Annotated in this window: 16 protein-coding genes; 11 read left to right on the top strand and 5 right to left on the bottom strand. The window is 68.1% G+C overall.

All coding sequences use genetic code 11. The features are described 5' to 3' along the window. The first annotated feature begins 57 nt into the window (after nucleotides 1-57). Genes HF886_RS15845 through HF886_RS15820 form a run of 6 tightly spaced genes read left to right on the top strand, consistent with a single transcriptional unit; the run spans nucleotide 58 to nucleotide 6,869 of the window. The gene (locus HF886_RS15845) at nucleotides 58-1,335 is read left to right on the top strand and encodes an aldolase/citrate lyase family protein (protein WP_169652823.1); all 1,278 of its coding nucleotides are present in this window, start codon (nucleotides 58-60) and stop codon (nucleotides 1,333-1,335) included. Continuing rightward, on the top strand, nucleotides 1,332-2,684 hold the full coding sequence (allB, locus tag HF886_RS15840) for an allantoinase AllB (protein ID WP_169621026.1): 1,353 nt from the start codon (nucleotides 1,332-1,334) through the stop codon (nucleotides 2,682-2,684). The genes HF886_RS15845 and allB overlap by 4 nt, the downstream gene beginning before the upstream one ends. After that, the gene (gene alc, locus HF886_RS15835) at nucleotides 2,681-3,667 is read left to right on the top strand and encodes an allantoicase (RefSeq protein ID WP_169621025.1); all 987 of its coding nucleotides are present in this window, start codon (nucleotides 2,681-2,683) and stop codon (nucleotides 3,665-3,667) included. Before allB ends, alc begins: the two co-directional genes overlap by 4 nt. A gap of 46 nt (nucleotides 3,668-3,713) precedes the next feature. Beyond that, nucleotides 3,714-4,607: a MoxR family ATPase gene (locus HF886_RS15830; RefSeq protein ID WP_169621024.1), complete on the top strand. Its 894-nt coding sequence runs from the start codon at nucleotides 3,714-3,716 to the stop codon at nucleotides 4,605-4,607. Beyond that, a complete protein-coding gene (locus tag HF886_RS15825) occupies nucleotides 4,604-5,719 on the top strand; it encodes a VWA domain-containing protein (RefSeq protein WP_169621023.1) in 1,116 nt (371 codons plus the stop codon). The genes HF886_RS15830 and HF886_RS15825 overlap by 4 nt, the downstream gene beginning before the upstream one ends. Next, nucleotides 5,712-6,869, top strand: coding sequence for an XdhC/CoxI family protein (locus HF886_RS15820; protein WP_169652822.1), 1,158 nt, complete (start codon nucleotides 5,712-5,714; stop codon nucleotides 6,867-6,869). The genes HF886_RS15825 and HF886_RS15820 overlap by 8 nt, the downstream gene beginning before the upstream one ends. A gap of 110 nt (nucleotides 6,870-6,979) precedes the next feature. Here the strand turns inward: HF886_RS15820 and HF886_RS15815 are convergent, their stop codons facing one another. Beyond that, nucleotides 6,980-8,125 (bottom strand): MFS transporter, encoded by a 1,146-nt coding sequence (locus HF886_RS15815; RefSeq protein ID WP_169652821.1) that lies wholly within the window; start codon nucleotides 8,123-8,125, stop codon nucleotides 6,980-6,982. 331 nt (nucleotides 8,126-8,456) lie between these two features. On the opposite strand from HF886_RS15815, the gene HF886_RS15810 reads away from it, so the two are divergent. Next, nucleotides 8,457-9,254, top strand: a complete 798-nt coding sequence (locus tag HF886_RS15810) for a DUF5602 domain-containing protein (RefSeq protein WP_169652820.1) — start codon at nucleotides 8,457-8,459, stop codon at nucleotides 9,252-9,254. A gap of 52 nt (nucleotides 9,255-9,306) precedes the next feature. Here HF886_RS15810 and HF886_RS15805 read toward each other — a convergent pair whose 3' ends face one another. Beyond that, nucleotides 9,307-10,119 carry a mycofactocin-coupled SDR family oxidoreductase gene (locus HF886_RS15805; RefSeq protein WP_169621019.1) on the bottom strand — a complete coding sequence of 271 codons (813 nt, stop codon included), beginning with the start codon at nucleotides 10,117-10,119 and terminating at the stop codon, nucleotides 9,307-9,309. Between the two features lie 12 nt (nucleotides 10,120-10,131). Continuing rightward, complete coding sequence (locus HF886_RS15800) at nucleotides 10,132-11,178, bottom strand: alcohol dehydrogenase catalytic domain-containing protein (protein ID WP_169652819.1); 1,047 nt, start codon at nucleotides 11,176-11,178, stop codon at nucleotides 10,132-10,134. 139 nt (nucleotides 11,179-11,317) lie between these two features. Between HF886_RS15800 and HF886_RS15795 the strand changes: the two genes are divergently transcribed. Genes HF886_RS15795 through HF886_RS15780 form a run of 4 tightly spaced genes read left to right on the top strand, consistent with a single transcriptional unit; the run spans nucleotide 11,318 to nucleotide 15,969 of the window. Continuing rightward, nucleotides 11,318-11,812 carry a (2Fe-2S)-binding protein gene (locus tag HF886_RS15795; RefSeq protein ID WP_169621017.1) on the top strand — a complete coding sequence of 165 codons (495 nt, stop codon included), beginning with the start codon at nucleotides 11,318-11,320 and terminating at the stop codon, nucleotides 11,810-11,812. Further along, on the top strand, nucleotides 11,809-14,214 hold the full coding sequence (locus tag HF886_RS15790) for a xanthine dehydrogenase family protein molybdopterin-binding subunit (protein WP_169652818.1): 2,406 nt from the start codon (nucleotides 11,809-11,811) through the stop codon (nucleotides 14,212-14,214). The genes HF886_RS15795 and HF886_RS15790 overlap by 4 nt, the downstream gene beginning before the upstream one ends. Next, entirely contained in the window at nucleotides 14,211-15,065 is an 855-nt protein-coding gene (locus tag HF886_RS15785) for a xanthine dehydrogenase family protein subunit M (protein WP_169652817.1), read from the top strand. Before HF886_RS15790 ends, HF886_RS15785 begins: the two co-directional genes overlap by 4 nt. A gap of 52 nt (nucleotides 15,066-15,117) precedes the next feature. Further along, nucleotides 15,118-15,969, top strand: coding sequence for an SRPBCC family protein (locus HF886_RS15780; protein WP_240952206.1), 852 nt, complete (start codon nucleotides 15,118-15,120; stop codon nucleotides 15,967-15,969). Here the strand turns inward: HF886_RS15780 and HF886_RS15775 are convergent. Together HF886_RS15775 and HF886_RS15770 are read right to left on the bottom strand one after the other, a co-directional pair. After that, the gene (locus tag HF886_RS15775; RefSeq protein WP_169652816.1) at nucleotides 15,940-18,651 is read right to left on the bottom strand and encodes a molybdopterin cofactor-binding domain-containing protein; all 2,712 of its coding nucleotides are present in this window, start codon (nucleotides 18,649-18,651) and stop codon (nucleotides 15,940-15,942) included. The two genes, HF886_RS15780 and HF886_RS15775, sit on opposite strands and share 30 nt — an antisense overlap. Next, nucleotides 18,648-19,457, bottom strand: coding sequence for an FAD binding domain-containing protein (locus tag HF886_RS15770; protein WP_169621012.1), 810 nt, complete (start codon nucleotides 19,455-19,457; stop codon nucleotides 18,648-18,650). The genes HF886_RS15775 and HF886_RS15770 overlap by 4 nt, the downstream gene beginning before the upstream one ends. Nucleotides 19,458-19,459 lie beyond the last annotated feature (2 nt).

The following is a 19,459-nucleotide window of genomic DNA, read 5'->3' as shown; positions in this document are numbered from 1 at the left end:
TGCGCCCGGAGCACGTATACAAGGGTGGATACACCCGAGCAGACACGGGGAGACCGGATGGCAGACGGACGCGAGCGGTTGCTCGACTCGCTCGATGTTGCGCTGGGCGCCGTCGATGCCCGGTACGCGGCGGCCTACCCGGGACTCGGACCCACTCGGCAACCCGTCCACACCGTGTACGTGCCCGTCGACCGGTACGACGCCGGCACGGTGCTCTCCTGGGGCGCGCAGGCGCGGGACACGTTCTCCCGGTACATCTCCGGAGCAGACGATCTCGCGGAACTGATCGGCGTCGAACCCGCTCTCGCCCGCGCCGTCCTGCCCCTGGTCGAAGCGAAACTCGCCACGGAACCGATCGAAGACCTGCGAATCGATTTCGAGGACGGTTTCCCCCAATCCGGCATCGCACCCGGCGCACGCGACGCCGACGAAGACGCCCATCTCGTGCGCGCCGCCGAAGCGTTCCGGAGCACGCCGGACCCGACACCCTTCTCCGGCATCCGCGTGAAATGCCTCGAACCTGCCGTCCGGGCACGCGCGGTACGCACCCTGGACATGTTCATCGGAGAACTTGCCGACGACGGTTGTCTCCCTGACGGATTCGTCGTCACGTTGCCGAAGGTGTCGGCACCGGAACAGGTCGCGGCGATGGTCACTGTGTGCGAATTTCTCGAGACCACGCACGGGCTCACCTCGCCGCTGCGCTTCGAGATCCAGATCGAGACGCCACAGGCTGTCTGCGGACCCGACGGCACCGCGCAGGTGGCGGCGATGATCCACGCCGCGCAGGGGCGATGCTCCGGGCTGCACTACGGCACCTACGACTATTCGGCGGCCTGCGGCATCGCCGCCGAATACCAGGCGATGGATCACCCGGTTGCGGACCACGCCAAGGCGACCATGCAGGTCGCCGCGGCCGGCACCGGCGTGCACCTGTCGGACGGCTCGACCAACCGCCTCCCCGTCGGCACCGCCGACGAGGTGCGCGCCGCGTGGGCGCTGCACGCCCGGCTCGTCGATCGGTCGCTGCGCCGCGGCTTCTACCAGGGCTGGGACCTCCATCCCGCACAATTGCCCACCCGCTATGCCGCGACCTTCGCGTTCTACCGCCGCTCGTTCCCGTCCGCAGCGGAACGGATCGCGGCCTACTCGGCCCGCACCGACAGCGGTTTCCTCGACGAACCCGCCACCGCGAGGGCACTCACGTCGTTCCTGCATCGTGGCCTCGGCTGCGGCGCCCTCACCGACGCCGAAGTGCACGAGCACGCCGGAATCACGCCGGATCGGCTACGAGCACTGGCCGGCTTCGGCGCTCAGGATGGACGATTCGAATGAGCACCGTCATCCGGGCCCGCCGCGCCGTGGTCGGCGATCGTGAGCGTGCGTGCGCCGTGGTCATCCGGGACGGGCGGATCGCCGCCGTCGAGGACTATGCGGCACCGGTGCCCGGGGCACGCGAGGTGATCCTCGCCGACGACGAAGCGCTGCTTCCCGGCCTCGTCGACACCCACGTGCACGTCAACGACCCGGGCCGCGCCGAGTGGGAAGGATTCGCGAGCGCAACCCGCGCCGCCGCCGCCGGTGGGGTCACCACGTTGATCGACATGCCGCTCAATTCCATTCCGTCGACCGTGGACGTGGCTGCGCTCGCCGTCAAGCAGAAAGTCGCCGCCGGCCAGGTGACCGTGGATGTCGGGTTCTGGGGCGGCGCGATCCCCGGCAATCTCGCGGATCTCGAACCCCTCTGGGACGCCGGTGTATACGGATTCAAATGCTTCCTCGCGTATTCCGGACTCGACGAATATCCCCCGCTGGACCGGGACCAGATGATCGCAGCGATGCGCGTCATCGCCGGATTCGACGGCCTGCTCATCGTCCACGCGGAGGACGGCCCCACGCTCGACGCCCAGCCCGCACCGTCGGGTCGCCGCTACGCCGATTTTTTGCACTCGCGTCCACCCGTCGCCGAGGCACGGGCGATCGCGCAGGTGATCGACGGTGCCGCCGAAACGGGTTGCCGCGTCCACATTCTGCACCTCTCGGACGCCGGGAGCCTGCCGCTCGTCGCCGCAGCGAAGGACGCGGGAGTTCGCATCACCGTGGAGACGTGCCCGCACTACCTGACGTTGTTCAGTGAGGAAATCCTCGACGGCTCGACACATTTCAAATGCTGCCCGCCGATCCGGGAGGCCACCAACCGCGAAGGCCTGTGGCGAGGCTTGGCGGACGGCACGATCGACTGCGTCGTGTCCGATCATTCGCCGTGCACCCCCGAACTGAAGAAACTGGGGATCGGCGACTTCGGGGAAGCGTGGGGCGGAATCTCCTCGTTGCAACTGGGACTGCCGATCGTCTGGTCGGAAGGACGGCGGCGCGGACACTCCCTCGTGGACGTGACGCGGTGGATGGCCCGCAACACCGCCGCCCTGGCCGGACTACCCGACCGCGGCGACATCGCCGTCGGCAACACGGCCGACCTGTGCGTCCTGGCCCCCGACGACGCGTTCGTGGTCTTCCCCGACAAACTCCACCACCGCAACGCCGTCACCCCCTACGCCGAAATGGCGCTGGCGGGTGTCGTGCGGCAGACATGGCTGGCCGGCGAACCCCTCACGGTCACCGGTGATCGCCGCCACGACCCTGCTCCTCGCGCTCGACTGCTGTCCCGGAAGGACATTCGATGACATCGCCCGATTTCCGGCAACTTCCCGACCTCGCCTCCCGCGAACTGACCGGCTCGGTGATGTACGCCAACGACGAGTTGTTCGCCCAGCGTGAGAATCTCATCGCGCCCGGCCCGGCGCTGCACGATCTGTCCGCGTTCGGGCACAAGGGAAAGGTGTACGACGGCTGGGAAACCCGCAGGCGGCGCGAACCCGGACACGATGTCGCCATCGTGCGTCTCGGTGTCCCGGGCGTGATCCGAGGCGTGGTGATCGACACGGCGTGGTTCACCGGCAACTTCCCACCGTTCGCGTCGGTCGACGCCGTATGCCTCGAGGGATATCCCGGTGTCGCCGACCTCCTCGATGCGCCCTGGGAACCCGTCGTCGACAAGGTGGCCCTGCTCGGTGACACCGCGAATGCCTTTGCCGTGGACAGCGAGCGACGCTGGACCCACGTGCGTCTCAACATCTTTCCCGACGGTGGCGTCGCCCGCTTCCGGGTCCACGGGGAAGTTCGCCCGGACCCGATGTTCCTCACCGGCACGGTCGATCTCGCAGCACTCGAGAACGGCGGCGACATCGCGGACTGCTCGAACCGCTTCTACTCGTCGCCGCGCAACATCATCGCTCCCGGCAGGGCTGTGAACATGGGCGGTGGCTGGGAGAACGCACGACGGCGCGACGACGGGAACGACTACGTCGTGGTGCGCCTGGCCGGCACCGCACTGATCGACCACGTGGAGATCGACACGTCGTACTACGTCGGGAACGCGCCGGGGTGGGCACGACTGTCGGGCCTCCCGGACGGCTCGGACCCTGCCGACGCATCGGCGTTCGTCGAATTGCTCCCGAAGACTGCGCTGCTGCCCGATTGCCGGCACCGGTTCCGTGTGGATTCGAGCATGCCGCTCTCGTTCGTACGCTTGGACGTATATCCGGACGGAGGGATCTCACGGCTACGCGTGCACGGTCGCCTCGTGGACCAGGGCCTCACCCCGTGACTCCGAGTCACCGTCGCGGCACGCCCAGGTGTCCTAGGCTCAGCCCATGGCAGGTGCGGTGACAGAGGTACGGTCCCCCGAGGACCTGGTGACGGCGCTCGAATCGACCGGTTACCTCGCCGACGACGGCCTCGCGACCACGGCATTTCTGGCGATGCGGATGGGCCGGCCACTCTTCTGCGAGGGCGAACCCGGCACCGGGAAGACCTCCCTCGCGACGGCGCTGGCCGAGGCGCTCGACCTGCCGCTCGTCCGGTTGCAGTGCCACGAAGGCATCGACGCGTCGCAGGCACTCTACGACTGGGACTTTCCCCGGCAGTTGCTGCACCTGCGCACCCTCGAGGCCGCGAGCGGGGGCGCTCTGGACGCCGACACCGCCGAACGGTCCCTCTACACCGAGCGTTACCTGCTGACCCGGCCACTGCTGGCAGCCCTCACCGGCGCACCCTGTGTGCTGCTCGTCGACGAAATCGACCGTGCAGACGACGAATTCGAGGCGCTGCTGCTACAGGTGCTCGACGAGAACGCCGTGACGATTCCCGAACTCGGAGAGATCCGCGCGGCGGTGCCGCCGCTGACGGTACTCACCTCCAACCGCACCCGGGAAGTGCACGACGCACTCAAACGCCGGTGCCTGTACCACTGGGTCGAACACCCGGACCTCGACCGCGAGATCGCCATCCTGCGTCGTCGCCTGCCTGATATCGACGCTTCCCTCGCCGCGCAGGTCGCGCAAGCGGTCCACGCGCTGCGCGACTACGACCTGCTCAAACCGCCCGGGGTGGCGGAATCCCTCGACTGGGCCCGCGCGCTGCGTGAACTCGACCGCGAGGTGCTCGACGCCGCGACGGCAGCCGCGACACTCGGCGCCGTCCTGAAATACCGGGAAGACGTCGAGCGCGTCACGCGGGCCGGTCTCGACCGGGTTCTCGCCGGATGACGACCACGGCGCACGGCACGCTGGTGGGCTTCGCCGGGTTCACCCGCGCGCTCGCCGAGTCCGGCATGCCCGTGACTCCGGACGCCACCGACACGTATGTCCGGGCGCTCGGTGAACTCGACATCGGCGATCCGGCGCAGGTCTACTGGGCGGGACGGGCGACGTTGTGCCGCGACCCCGACGATCTACCCCGCTACGACGCGGCCTTCCGCAGCTGGTTCGGAGGCGCAGTGCCGAGCGTGTCGCGGACCCGGGGGCAGCGCACCCGTACCGCGCGGATCGCCGCGCTGACCCGGACGCAGGGAACAGTGGACGGCACGGGCGAAGATGCTCCCCAGTTGCAGGTCGCGGCCACCGATACCGAAGTGCTGCGGAATCGCGACATCGCGGAACTCACACCCGCCGAACGCGCTCACCTGACGGAGATGCTGACACTATTGCGGCCCCGTCCTCCTGTGCGGGCCGCCGCGCGGAGGCGTCCCTCCCGGGCCGGGCAGGTGGACGCGCGACGCACCCTGCGGGCCATGCTCGCGGCGGGTGGCGAGGCGGTACGGCCCGTGCGACACCGCAGGGCGACGCGGCCGCGCCGGGTGGTGCTGCTGATCGACGTGTCGGGCTCCATGGCTCCGTACGCCGACGCTCTGCTGCGGTTCGCGCACGTCGTCACCCGTTCCCACCCCGGCGGAACAGAGGTGTTCTCGCTCGGCACACGCATGACCCGGCTATCGCGGGCACTGCGCGCCCGTGACCCCGAGCATGCCCTCGCCGCGGCCGCCCGCACCGTGCCCGACTGGGCCGGAGGCACTCGGCTCGGCGACACACTGCGCGCCTTCCTCGACCGCTGGGGACGCCGTGGGCTGGCCCGCGGCGCGGTCGTGGTCATCTTCTCGGACGGCTGGGAGCGCGGCGACGCGGTACTGCTCGGAGAGCAGATGGCACAACTGCGCAGGCTCGCGCACGCGATCCTGTGGGTCAATCCGCACGCCGGCCACGCCGGGTACGAACCGATCCAATCGGGTATCTCGGTGGCATTGCCACATATCGATCGTCTGCTCGCGGGACACAGCCTCGCGACATTGGAAACATTGCTCGAGGAGGTCCATCGTGCGTGAGGTTCTCGACGAACTCGACCGCCGCTACCGGGCGGGCGAGGCCGTCGCGGTAGGCACCGTCGTGTCGACGTTCCGGTCCGCGCCGCGCCCGCCGGGAGCGTCGATGCTGGTCGCAGGAGACGGCACGGTGGCGGGCAGCGTGTCGGGCGGGTGCGTCGAGGGCGCGGTGTACGAACTGGCTCAGGACGTGATCGGTGACGGAACGCCGGTGCTCGAGCGGTACGGGGTATCCGACGACGACGCGTTCAGCGTGGGGTTGACGTGCGGTGGAATCATCGACGTCTTCGTCGAACGGATCGACAGTGCCGGATTTCCCTCCTTCGCCGACGTCGTCGCGTCGGTACGCGGCGGCGAACCGGTGGCGATCGCGACGGTCACCGAACATCCCGATCCGGCGGTGCTCGGGCGACGCCTGGTGGTGTGGCCGGACCGGGATGCCGGGACGCTGCCGTCCTCCCGGATGCACGATGCCGTCACCGACGACGCACGTGGTCTGCTCGACGTCGGACGATCCGGGACACTGCACTACGGCACCGACGGTGAGCGTCGCGGCGAGGGAATGACGGTGTTCGTCAACGTCTTCCAGCCACCGCCTCGGTTGATCGTGTTCGGCGCAATCGATTTCGCCGCAGCGATGGCAGATCTGGGAACTTTCCTCGGGTACCGGGTCACGGTGTGCGACGCGCGCGGCGTCTTCGCAACCGAAGCGCGGTTTCCCGGCGCGGACGAAGTGATCGTGGACTGGCCGCACCGTTATCTCGCCGCCGAGGCCGACGCCGGACGGATCGACAAGCGCACCGTGATCACAGTTCTCACCCACGACCCCAAGTTCGATGTGCCTCTCCTGGAGGTCGCGCTCCGGCTCGACGTGGCGTACGTCGGCGCGATGGGGTCGCGCCGGACGCACGACGACCGGATGACCCGGTTGCGTGAAGCGGGGATGACGGACGACGACCTCGCGCGCCTGTCCTCACCGATCGGGCTGGATCTCGGGGCCCGGACCCCGCAGGAAACGGCGGTGTCGATCGCTGCCGAGATCATCGCCCTGCGGTGGGGTGGCGGCGGGCGGCGACTCGGGGAGACCGACGGACCGATCCACACCCACGACGAACCGGTCCGATCCGTAGATGGCGCCGCTCAGGGGCTCTGAACTTCCCCGGTGGTCTGCACGGGCAAGGGATGCTGCGCGCTTTTCCGCTGCCTACGAGGAGCGAATGACCGTTCGAACTCGGCAACTCGGTTGCGACCAGAAACTGTGTCCTACTGTTCGCTCACGAGAGCAGGCGAGGATATTTCCGGGGTACGGATATAGCGGATTGCCGCTGCGAAAGTGGCCAGTGCCAGCAACGTCAGGATGAGATAGAACGCCGTGAGGCCGATCATGTCCACCATCGACAGCACAAGCCCGACCGCGATACCGAGAACGCTCGACGCAAGACCGAACACGCCACCTATCGATCCGTACACCTGAGTGGGCGAGTACACGACGACGGCAAGGACGTAGTGCGAGAGTCCGACTCCGGTCGCGATTCCGAAAATCGCCACCCCGATCACGAATGCATACAGGTTGTCGATGTTCAGGATCGCTATTCCGGCAAGACCCAGCGTGCCGTGCACCAGCACGATCCTGGCTTCCGGAAAGTCCGCCATTCGGCTGACGTATTGATTCCCCACATAGACCGTGACGTTGGAGACAGCCAAGATCAGCAGGGGCGCGGCAGCGTACGACTCGAACCGGAGCACGATGAGGGCGCCGATGAGCGTCGTGGGCAGCGCCGAAGCCAGGCACCTGAGAAGCAGCAACCGCCGCAACACCGTCGAGCCTCGGATAGCCGTCACGCCCGCCGCCAGAGCCGCCATGGCGGTCCCGTCGGCGCGCGACACGGTACTTGGCCGTCCCCGGTCGATCCACAGGAGAGCCACAACAGGGGCAAAGGACGTGACGACGTAGAAGACGAGGAACAGGGTCACACCGTTCACCGAAATGATGCCGAACGCCGCTAACGGGCCGATCACGCCCGTCATGTAGAAGAGCGTGTTCAGGGTGCCTCGGGCACGACGGCGGAAGTCCGGGAAGAGTTCGTTCAGGCCCACTTTCCATGCCGAGAGATAGCTGATGCTCGCGGTTGCGTTCACGACCAGGAGGATTCCCAGCAGAGCGAGCGGAAGCCGGCCGACGGCCAGCGAGGCGACAACAGCGAGAATCGACGCGGACTGGGCTGCCAGGCCGATATAGAAGAACATGCGCCAACCGCGCATGTCGATCGCCGCGCCGACGAAGGGCGCCAGGAGACCCGACACCGCGGTTGCCACCACGGAGAGCGCAACTGCGGCCGGGCCGTAGACCTGGACCAGTAGGAGCGGAGCGACTCCGACGAAAGCGGTCTCACCGATATTGTTGATCACGTTTCCTGCCGCAAACCGGCGGAATCGGGCGTCGGAGAGTGGGGGGACTTCGGCTGCGGTGGGTCGAGTCTCGTTATCGGACTGCATTGCGCCCTTCAGGTATTCGGTACGAGGAACCAACCACCACGACCGGCGGCGCTGTCGGCCAGATCATAGACTTGGGACCGCGTTTTCGCCCACGGCCATGTGGCGCATCACCACCACCGGCATAGTGTGCGCCAAAAATCCACCGTGCCCGCGCATCACGAATCGGTCTACTTCGTCTCGTCGTCATCGGCACCTCGGTAGGATCCACACGATGCCGCCCGACGACCGAAATCGAGGGCCCCGGATGAATATTCGGCTGCGTGTCCGTCATCTTGCCGTGATCGTCACCGTGGGATTCGTCGGATTGGTCGTCGCCCCCGCGCCCGCGGTGGGCGACGGCACCCCTGGTGCGGCCGAGGGGCCGGCGCGCCCGGTCGGTGCCGGCAGCGCCCGCACCTATATCACCCTCGACGCGGAGGGCACGCCTGCCACCGTCGGGGTGCGACTCGACGCGGCCGCACTCGACGGACTGCCGGACGGTGTATTGCCCGTCACCGAGGCGTACGTGCTCGACCTGCCCGCGGAGGCGAACGCGACGCCGTTCGACCACGTCACGGTGGACTGGAATTCTCGCGGCCACAACCCCGAACACGGTTTCGACGTACCGCATTTCGACGTGCATTTCTATCTGCTGGACAGGACCACCGTGGAATCGATCCACCCGCTTGCCCCCGGTTATTTCCAGGCCGCCCCCCGTCTGCCGGACCCCCGGTATCTGCCCCCGGGGTACGCACCGGACGGGAATCCGCTGACAGCGACTGTCCCCGGCATGGGACTGCACTGGCTGGACACCACCGAGACGGAGCACCACTTCACCGAGTCGGTGCTCTACGGGTCGTGGGACGGCAGGCAGGCGTTCATCGAACCCATGATGACCCGGGAGTGGCTCGCGTCCCGGCCCACGATCGAGGAACCACTGCCTCGGCCCGCCGCGTACCAGCGCGCGGGCCTCTACCCGACCACCTATGCCGTGCGGTGGGACGAAGCGACGCAGACGTACACGGTCGAACTCGGCGGGCTCACGATGCGCGAGGCGTCGTAGGGCCCGGCCACCCGGTCGCACGAGCACTTGTGATGTTCGAGCCTGGTGCCGGTCAGAAGTACTGAGCACCGCCGTCCACGCCGAGATGCTGTCCGGTGACGAACGTCGATTCGGCGGAGGCGAGGAACGCCACCATATCCGCGACCTCCTCGGGTTCCGCCATGTATTTCTCGAGGAACGGGGTGGTCATCGACGCGAGCTTGGGGTTGGTCGCCGCGGTTTCGGCGATCCGTTCGCGCATGCTGCCGGAGCCCATCGGCGTGTTCACCGCACCCGGATGAACACTGTTGACACGGATATTGTGCCGGCCCAGCTCGGCTGCGAAGGCGCGGGCCATCCCGGTCACCGCGTGCTTGCTGGTCGTGTAATGCACCATGAACGGCTGCATCTTCACGCCGGCCAGTGAACTGATGAGAATGATCGAGCCACCGCCACGCTCGATGAGGTGCGGTGCAGTCGCCGTGACGGTGTTCCACGTACCGGTGACGTTGATGTCGAGGGTATCGCGGAAACTGTTGGGGCTGATCTCGTCCCACGTCTCCGGAATGCAGATTCCGGCATTGGCGACGACGACATCGAGGCCACCGAATCGTGCCACGCCCTCCTGCGCGACCTCCTTCAGCACCTCGAGATCACGAGTGTCGCCCTGCACCAAGTGCGCCTTCCCGCCTTCGGCCTCGACGAGACGGCGCGTTTCGTCGAGATCGTCGAGTGTTGCGGACTCGTAGGGCACCCCGGGCAGCGGGCCCGCAATATCGACGCCGACGATTCGCGCGCCCTCACGCGCAAGCCGGACGGCATGTGCCCGTCCCTGACCTCGGGCCACACCGGTGATGAAAGCGATCTTGCCGTCGAATCGGCTCACAGACTGTTCTCCTCAGGTCGAATGTCGAGGGTCGTGTGGCCCACGATCGGTCGGTTGCACGAGCACCTTGATGTCCGACCCGGTGCCGCCGGACAGTTCGCGCAGCTTCGCGTCGGCATCGTCGAGACCGACCACGGACGTCACCAGCGTGTCGACCCTGATGCGCCCGGCGGCAAGATGCGCCAGCGCCTCGCCGAAGTCGCGCTCGCTGTACGCGGTCGAGCCGACGATCGCGGTCTCGAAGATCGCCAACCGCATCAGCAGGAGTTCGGACGGCAACCCGGAAATCCCCACGATCACCAGACGACCCTGATATCCGAGGACGTCGACGGCATCCTGTGCGCAACTCGGATTTCCGCTGCACTCCAGTACCGCCCGGGGACCGTCGGCGAACAAGGCGGCCGCGTCCTCGAGCACCCGGTCGGGCGTCGTCGTCCGCACGCCCGATCCGCTCGCGAGCGCACGGCGCGCATCGTGGGGCTCGACCACCAGCACGTCGGTGATGCCCCTGGCACGGAGAACCTCGACGGCGAGCAGGCCGATGGGACCGGCGCCGAACACCACGACCCCGTCGCCCGGTGCGACCTCGGCCCGCCCGACCGCGCGGACCGCCACCGCAAGCGGCTCGGTGAGCGCCGCGTCGCGCAAGGACACGGTGTCGGGGATCCGGTGCAGCATTCGGGACGGGACCGTGACCGATTCCGCGAGTCCGCCCGGCCGGCCCAGGCCCGGCCCTCGAACCACGCCGGTGAGACACACCCCGTCGTCGCTCCGGCACGCTGTGCAGTCGCCGCACTCGTCGATCGGCCGGACCGTCACCCGGTCACCGACCGCCCATCCGCGCACGTCGGCGGCGATTTCGCTCACCACCCCGGCGAACTCGTGCCCCAGCACGTGCCCGGTGAGCGGGTCCGGTGGGTCGAAGAACAGATGCAGATCCGACCCGCACACTCCGCAGTACGCCACGTCGATGCGGACCTCGCCCGGCGCAAGGGGCGAGTGGTCGACCTCGGTCACCGACAGCGTCCGTTCGGGGCCGATTACCGCTGCGATTCCCATCTGCGAGTTCCTCGTCTTCCTGGTCCACCCGAACTGCGGCGACCGATTTCGTCGATTCGGGTCATCGTGCCCCTCCGGTGACGCAAAGTGGCAGTGATCTGTATCACCGGAGTCGCTCGCGTCATGCACTGGAGGTTCGATGCGCATCACTGTCACCGTCGACGGAACGCCCTATACCGACGACGTGGAACCCCGCCTTCTGCTCGTGCACTATCTCAGAGACCGGCTGGGAAAAGTCGGGACGGTGGTCGGCTGCGACACGAGCAACTGCGGCGCGTGCACCGTCCTGCTCGACGGGCAGAGCGTCAAGTCGTGCTCGGTGCTCGCGGTACAGGCGGACGGGCAGGAGGTCACGACCGTCGAAGGACTGTCCGTCGACGGCTCCCTGCATCCCGTCCAGGAGGCATTCCGGGAGAAACATGCTCTGCAATGCGGGTTCTGCACGCCGGGAATGATCATGGCGACGATCGACCTGCTCGCGGACAACCCCGATCCCGACGACGAACAGGTGCGGCACAGCCTCGAGGGAAACCTCTGCCGCTGCACCGGATATCAGAACATCGTCGCCGCCGCACAGGACGCCGCGCAGCGCCTGCGCGAGGCACCGGCGGCAACGCAGGGAGGCACACGATGACGAGCACCGCCGAACCACGTACCGAATCCGAACTCGGCAGGGCACGCCGCCGCAAGGAAGACGAGCACCTCGTCACGGGCCGCACCCACTGGACCGACAACATCGTGCTCCCCGGCATGCTGCATGCGGCGATATTGCGTAGCCCGTTCGCACACGCACGCATCACCCACATCGATGTGGACGAAGCGAAGAAGCAACCGGGTGTCGTCGCCGTCTACACCGGCGCGGATCTCGCGGAGGAACAGGGCAGCCTGCCGTGCGCCTGGCAGATCACCGAGGACATGCTGACGCCGTCCGCACCCGCGCTCGCCGTCGGCACCGTGAGGTTCGCGGGGGAGGCCGTGGCGGTCGTGGTCGCCCGCACCTACTACGAAGCGCACGACGCACTCGACGCGATCGATGTGGATTACGACGACCTGCCGGTCGTGCTCGACCTCGCGGCGGCCGCCGACGACACCGTTGTGCTCCACCCCGACCTCGGCACCAACCGCAGCGCGACGTGGGTGTTCGATTCGGCGGAAGCCGGGAGCGGGAGCAACGTCGACGACACCCTCCGCGATGCGGAGGTCGTCGTGGAGCGGACCTTCCGCCAGCAGCGACTCATCCCGGCGTTCATGGAACCGCGCTCGGTGGTCGTCGACCCCACTGCCTCGCAGACCACGATGTGGTCGTCCACGCAGGTCCCGCACATCCTGAAACTGATGCTCGCGATGACACTCGGTATCCCCGAGCACACCCTGCGGGTGATCGCCCCGGACGTGGGTGGCGGATTCGGCGGCAAACTCCAGGTGACACCGGAAGAGGTGCTCACCCTGCTGATTGCGCGCCGGTTGCGCAAGCCCCTCAAGTACACCGAGACGCGCAGCGAATCGATGATGGCCGGGCATCACGGCCGCGACCAGATCCAGAAACTCACCATCGCGGCGAGACGCGACGGCACGGTCACGGGGCTGAAGGTGGACCTGCTGGCGGACATGGGCGCGTACCTGCGACTCGTCACGCCCGGCGTCCCGATCCTCGGGGCGTTCATGTTCAACGGCATCTACAAGTTCGACGCCTACCGATTCACCTGCACCAACGTGTTCACCAACAAGGTGCCCACCGATGCCTACCGCGGTGCGGGCCGCCCCGAGGCCACCTTCGCGATCGAACGCATCATGGACGAACTCGCCGTCGAACTGTCGATGGACCCGATCGAACTCCGGAAGAAGAACTGGATCGCGCACGAGGAGTTCCCGTTCGACACCGTCGCGGGCCTGACCTACGACTCCGGCAACTACGAGGCGGCCACCGCGAAAGCGCTCGAACTGCTGGACTACGACGGTCTGCGACGCGAACAGGCCGAGCGCCGGGAGCGCAAGGACCCGGTGCAACTGGGCATCGGGGTATCGACGTTCACCGAGATGTGCGGACTCGCCCCGTCGCGCGTCCTCGGTTCGCTGTCGTACGGGGCCGGAGGATGGGAGCACGCGGCGATCCGCATGCTGCCCACCGGCAAGGTCGAGGTGGTCACCGGCGCGTCCGCGCACGGCCAGGGACACGAGACGGCGTGGAGCCAGATCGTCGCCGATCGACTCGGTATCCCGTTCGAGGACATCGAGGTCCTGCACGGCGACACCCAGACCTCCCCGCGGGGTCTCGACACCTACGGTTCGCGGTCCCTCGCCGTCGGCGGAATCGCAGTGGTGAAGGCGGCCGAGAAGGTGGTGGCCAAGGCGCATCCGATCGCCGCACACCTGATGGAGTGCGCGGAGGACGATCTCGACTTCACCGACGGACAGTTCCGGGTCAAGGGAACCGAGAAGTCGGTGGGGCTCACGGACATTGCGCTCGCCGTGTTCGCCGCGCACGACCTGCCCGACGGGATCGAACCGAACCTCGATTCGGAGGCGACCTACGACCCCGACAACTTCTCGTTCCCGCACGGCACCCACCTGTGTGCGATCGAGGTCGACACCGAGACGGGTCACGCCCGCATCCGGAAATACGTCTGCGTCGACGACATCGGGCACGTCGTCAATCCCCTCATCGTGGAGGGCCAGGTGCACGGAGGTCTGGCACAGGGCATCGCCCAGGCACTGTACGAGGAAGCGGTGCACGACGAGTCGGGCACGTTGCTCAGCGGCTCGTTCGCCGAGTACCTGCTTCCCACGGCCGTGGATCTGCCGTCGTTCACCACCGACCGCACCGACACACCGGCTCCGGGGAACCCGTTGGGCGTCAAGGGAGTCGGCGAGGCCGGCACCATCGCGTCGACGCCGGCCGTGGTGAACGCGGTGCTCGACGCCGTACGGCAGTTCGGGGTCCGCGACATCACGATGCCGTGCACTCCGATGCGGGTGTGGCATGCCATTCGTTCTGCCCGCAGCGACGGGACGAGTACACAGGGAGGCACGCAATGATTCCGGCCGCGTTCGAATATTTCCGGCCCACCAGCCTCGACGAGGCGGTTACGGCACTGCGCGATGCAGGCGAGGACTCGAAGATCATCGCAGGCGGCCAAAGCCTGATGCCGGTCCTGCGGTTGCGTCTGGCGGCACCGTCGGCGCTCGTCGACCTCGGCCGCGTCGCCGAACTGCGCGGCATCCGTGAGGAGGGCGACGAGATCGTGATCGGTGCGACCACCACGCACCACGAAGTTCTGCACGACCCGCTCGTCGCGCGGCACGCACGATTGCTCGCGGAGGCCACGGCCACCGTCGCGGACCCACAGATCCGGCATCGGGGAACGCTCGGCGGGTCGTTGGCGCACGCCGATCCCGCCGGTGACCTCGCCGCTCCGGCCGTGGCTCTCGACGCGACGCTCCGGGTGGTCGGCCCCGCGGGCATTCGCACCCTGACGGCGGAAGAGTTCTTCCAGGACTACTTCACGACTGCGCTGGACGCCGGGGAAATCCTCGCGGAGATCCGCATTCCGAAGCACACCGAGTGGGCCGCCCGGTACGAAAAGTTCCATCGCGCAGCACAACAATGGTCGATCGTCGGCGTCGCCGCGACCGTGTCGGTCGCGGGCGGCACCATCGAACGCGCCAAGGTGGCTCTGACCAACATGGCGGCGGTGCCGATCCGGGCGCGTGGTGTCGAAGAATCGCTCGTCGGGCAGCCCGCCACGGCGGACACGATCAGGGCGGCTGCGGAGCGCGCGACAGACGGCACCGACCCCATGACCGACGGAAACGCCGACGCCGAGTACCGCAGCCATCTGGCGCAGGTGCTCACTCGCCGGGCGGTGACGACAGCAACCGGAATCTGACGTTTCCGACACCTTCACTATCCGAGAGGACGCAATGCAACTCGATCACACCTTGTCAGTTCCAGCACCCGTCGAAGAGGTGTGGACCGCCTTGCTGAACCCCGAGAAGGTCGCACCGTGCATGCCCGGGGCGAAGCTCACCGGGACCGAGGGGGACACGTTCACGGGAACGGTGAAGGTCAAGCTCGGGCCGGTGGCGCTCACCTTCAAGGGCACCGGACGATACGTCGAAAAGGACGAGCAGGCCCGCAAGGCGGTCATCGAGGCGAACGCGAAGGACACGCGCGGCAACGGCACGGTCAGCGCGACCATCACGATCGTTCTCACCGGCGACGGTGACCGTACGGACGGCACGGTCCACACCGATATGACGGTCACGGGCAAGCCTGCTCAGTTCGGCCGGGGGATGATCTCCGATGTCGGCGGGAAGATCCTCGAACAGTTCGCGTCCTGTCTGTCGAAGAAACTGGGACCGGAGGCCGCGGACTCGACGCCGAGCGAATCGACTCCCAACGAATCGGTACCGTCCAGCGCGCCGGCGGTGGCTCCGACACCTCCCGACACGACACCGGCCGGTGCGGGGTTCGTCGCACCCGTGGCGGGTGACGCCGCGCAGACCGCCACACCGGCACCCGCGGCCACGCCCGGTGCCGTCGCTCCGGCGCCGCCCGCGGATGCCGCCACCGGAACGGCGAATTCGGGCGCGGCGCACGCGACCGCCGATCCGCAACCCGAAGCCGAGGCTCTCGATCTCATGGAGTTCGCGCGAGGCTCTGTGATCCAGCGACTCGTGCCGGTGGGGGTGGTGGCCGCCGTGGCGCTCGTGGTCGGGGTGGTCCTGAACCGGACGTCCCGCCGTCGGCGCCGGAACCGTTCAGCGTGCAGTGGGTGCCGCAAGAAGTGACCAGATCCGGTCCCGGGACAGCGGTAGTTCGTGTGGCCGCACTCCGATCGCGCGCCGGACCGCGTTGGCGAGCGCGGGGGCGACGGGATTGAACGGCGCCTCGCTCATGGACTTGGCGCCCATCGGCCCCATGGTGTCGTAGGTGTCTGCGAAGTACACCTCGGTGCGGGGCACATCTGCGTACTGCGGAATGTGGTAGTTCCGCAGCGTCGCGGTGACGACGGTGCCGCTGGCATCGGTGACGAGTTCTTCGTACATCGCGACGCCGATGGCTTGGGCGACACCACCTTCCACCTGGCCCCGGCACTGCTCGGGGTTGACGACGACACCCGCGTCGGCTGCCTGGACGGACTGCAGGATGCGCACTTCACCGGTGCCGATGTCGACCGCGACGCGAAACCCCTGCACGTTGAACGACAACGAGCGGGGGAGCCCGCCGTGGCTGCCTTCGGCGCGCAGGGTCCCGCCCGCCGCCTCCAGGAGGTCCGCATACGGCACCTCTGTGCCGCCCACCTGGGCTCCGCCGGCCGTGAACTCCACGTCGTCGGGTGATTCGCCGGCCAGTTCCGCCGCCCATTTCGCCATATCGCCGCGCAGCGCGTGGGCCGCGGCGTGCAGGGCCTTCGCCGCGACGACCGTTCCCGACGATCCGTACGCGCCCGTATCGTGCGTCGTGACGTCGGTATCGGACTGTTCGACGCGGATCCGGTCCGGCTCGATCCCGAGCACCGACGCGGCAATCTGTGTGTGCACGGTCGTCGTACCGTTCCCGAATTCCGCGGTACCGACCCGGGCGACGAACGTACCGTCCGGCAGGAGTTCGATCGACGTGTCGGCGATGTGCCCGCCGGGCGGGTTCGACGCGATCATCGCCAACGCCATTCCCTCGCCGACTCGCCACCGTGGACCCTCCGGCGCGGGTGGCCCGTCCGCACGCGACATCGCACTGCGCACGAGGTCGAGGCACTGGTCGAGGCCGTAGCTTCCGAACCCGAGGTCGGCGCCCTCGGGATGGGCGGCGACCAGTTCGTCGCCGGGAACCACCACGTTGCGGCGCCGCAACTCGTACGGGTCGAGGTCCAGTTCCAGGGCGAGTTCGTCCATTGCGGACTCGACCGCGAACACCACCTGTCCGAGACCGTATCCGCGGAACGCGCCCGACGGCCGGTTGTTCGTGTACACCGACCGGCCGTCGACACGCTTGTTCGGGCAGCGGTACACCTCGACCGATTCGCCGCACCCGTGGAACATCACGCTCGCCGAATGGTTGCCGTACGCGCCGCCGTCGTTGAGGACGTCGATGGCGAGGGCCGTGAGGATTCCGTCGGCGTCCGCGGCCACGGTGACGTCGACCCGCATGGGATGACGACACGGCGCGACCGTCAACTGGTCCGCCCGGGTGAACTCCCACCGCGCCGGGCGTCCGGTGCGCAGGACGGCCGCCGCGACGACGTCCTCGACGAGCATTTCCTGTTTGCCGCCGAATCCCCCGCCCACGCGGGCGGTGAACACCCGGACGCGGTGACGCTCGAGCCCGAAGATCCGGCACAGTTCGTCCCGGACGAGGAACGGAACCTGGGTGGAACTGCGGATCACCAGCCGTCCGTCGTCGTCGAGCCAGCCGACGGCGCCGTGTGTTTCGAGATGGGTGTGCTGGACGCGCTGCGTCTGCCAGCGCCCGCGCACCACGGCCGCAGCCGCGGCGATGCCGGCTTCGACGTCACCACACCCGCCGTGCACCTCTCCGATGAGGTTGCGGGAGGCATCGGCGATCCGCGCTTCCGGCCCCTTGTCACCGTGCAGCAGCGGGGCACCGGGTGCCGCGGCCTCGTCCGGGTCGAGCACGAAGGGCAGGACCTCGTATTCCACGCGGAGAAGCCGGCAGGCCTCCTGCGCCTGGGCTTCCGTCTCGGCGACGACCGCCGCAACCCGTTGCCCGACGTATCGAAGCGTCCGGTCGAAGAGGTAGGTGTCGTCCGGATCTTCTTCCCGGTTCTCGTGTCTCGCTGTCGAATATGCGAACTGGGGGGCGTCGCGCCAGCACAGGACCGCGTGCACGCCCGGCAGTTGCTCCGCGGCGACGGTGTCGATGGACACGATCCGGGCGTGCGGGTGCGGGCTACCCAGCGTCGCGATTTGCAGCACGCCGTCGACGACGGTGTCGAACGTGTACGGCTCCGTACCGGTGACGACCCGCGGGCCCGCAGGTGCGGGATGGGATGCGCCGAAAGCTTTTCCGCATGTCTTCCCGACGTTGCCGACGCCGCGCAGCGCATCGTCGACGGAACGATATCCGGTGCAGCGGCACAAGTTTCCTTTGAGCCGGCGCGGAAGGTCGTCGAGGTCGGATTCGGTGAACGTCGACGCCGTGACGATCATGCCGGCGGTGCAGAATCCGCATTGGAACCCGGCGGCGTCGACGAACCGCTGTTGCAGGGGATGCATGTCGTCGGGCGTACCCAGACCGGTCACCGTGGTCACCGCGCGCCCCTCGGCCCGGACGGCGGGATAGACGCACGAATGCACCGCCTCACCGTCGACGAGCACCGAGCACGCGCCACAGTCACCCGTGTCGCAGCCCTTCTTGACCTCGAAGTGTTCGTGGTCTCGCAGCATCGTGCGCAGGCACTGCCCGGGGCGGGGAGCGGCGTCGACCTCGTCACCGTTGACCGTCAGTCTCATGACAACTCCTCCCGGACTTCCTGTGCCAGAACGGCTGTGACCGCCCTGCGCCACTGGGGGGTCCCGTGGACATCGGCGTGGTAGGCGTCCGCGGCGACGGTAGAGGTCAGTGCTGCCTCGAGGTCCGCCGCAGCGGGCAGATCGGGGAACCTCAGCACGTGGGGACGGGTGGTGGCAGCGGTCACCGACAGGGCGAACGCGCCGTCGGCGTCGCGTCGACCGATGACCACGGCACCGGACCGGCCCAGCGGAGACAAGGCGATCTTCCGGAATGCGGTGCGTGAGGACAGCTTCGGTGCCTCGATACGGATACTGCGCAGGATGTCTCCGTCGTGCAGGAGGTTGCCGCCGACGCCGGTGACGAACTCCGCCACCGGCAGTCGTCGCTCACCGCCCCCTCGGGACCAGATCACCGCGTCGGCGTCGAGCGCGACCGCGAGGGAAATCATGGCACCGGCGGGCAGCGACAGGCAGATGTTGCCACCGACGGTGGCACGCTTCCAGATCTTCCACGAGGCGAGCAGGGCGTCGGCGCACTGCCCGAACAATGGTGCGGCCTGCCACGTCGTGGTCTCGGAGAGCCTCGAGAGTTCCTCGACCGTGCAGGTCGCGGCCACTTCGAGGCCGGGGTCGTCGATCACCGTCGCGGGCCAGCCCAGCCCCGACAGGTCGACGAGGCGACGCGCGTGTGGTTGCGGTTCCGAGAACAGCCACGTGCCGCCTCCGACGAACGCCGTGCCCGGTCCCCAGGTGAGATCCTCACGTGTCCGCGCCACGGTGTAGTCCGTCACGGTGTGCAGATCCATGG

Source organism: Rhodococcus sp. 105337, assembly GCF_012844225.1.
Classification (GTDB): domain Bacteria; phylum Actinomycetota; class Actinomycetes; order Mycobacteriales; family Mycobacteriaceae; genus Rhodococcus.
Note: the sequence above shows the minus strand (reverse complement) of the source record. Positions and strands in the feature narration are given on the sequence as shown.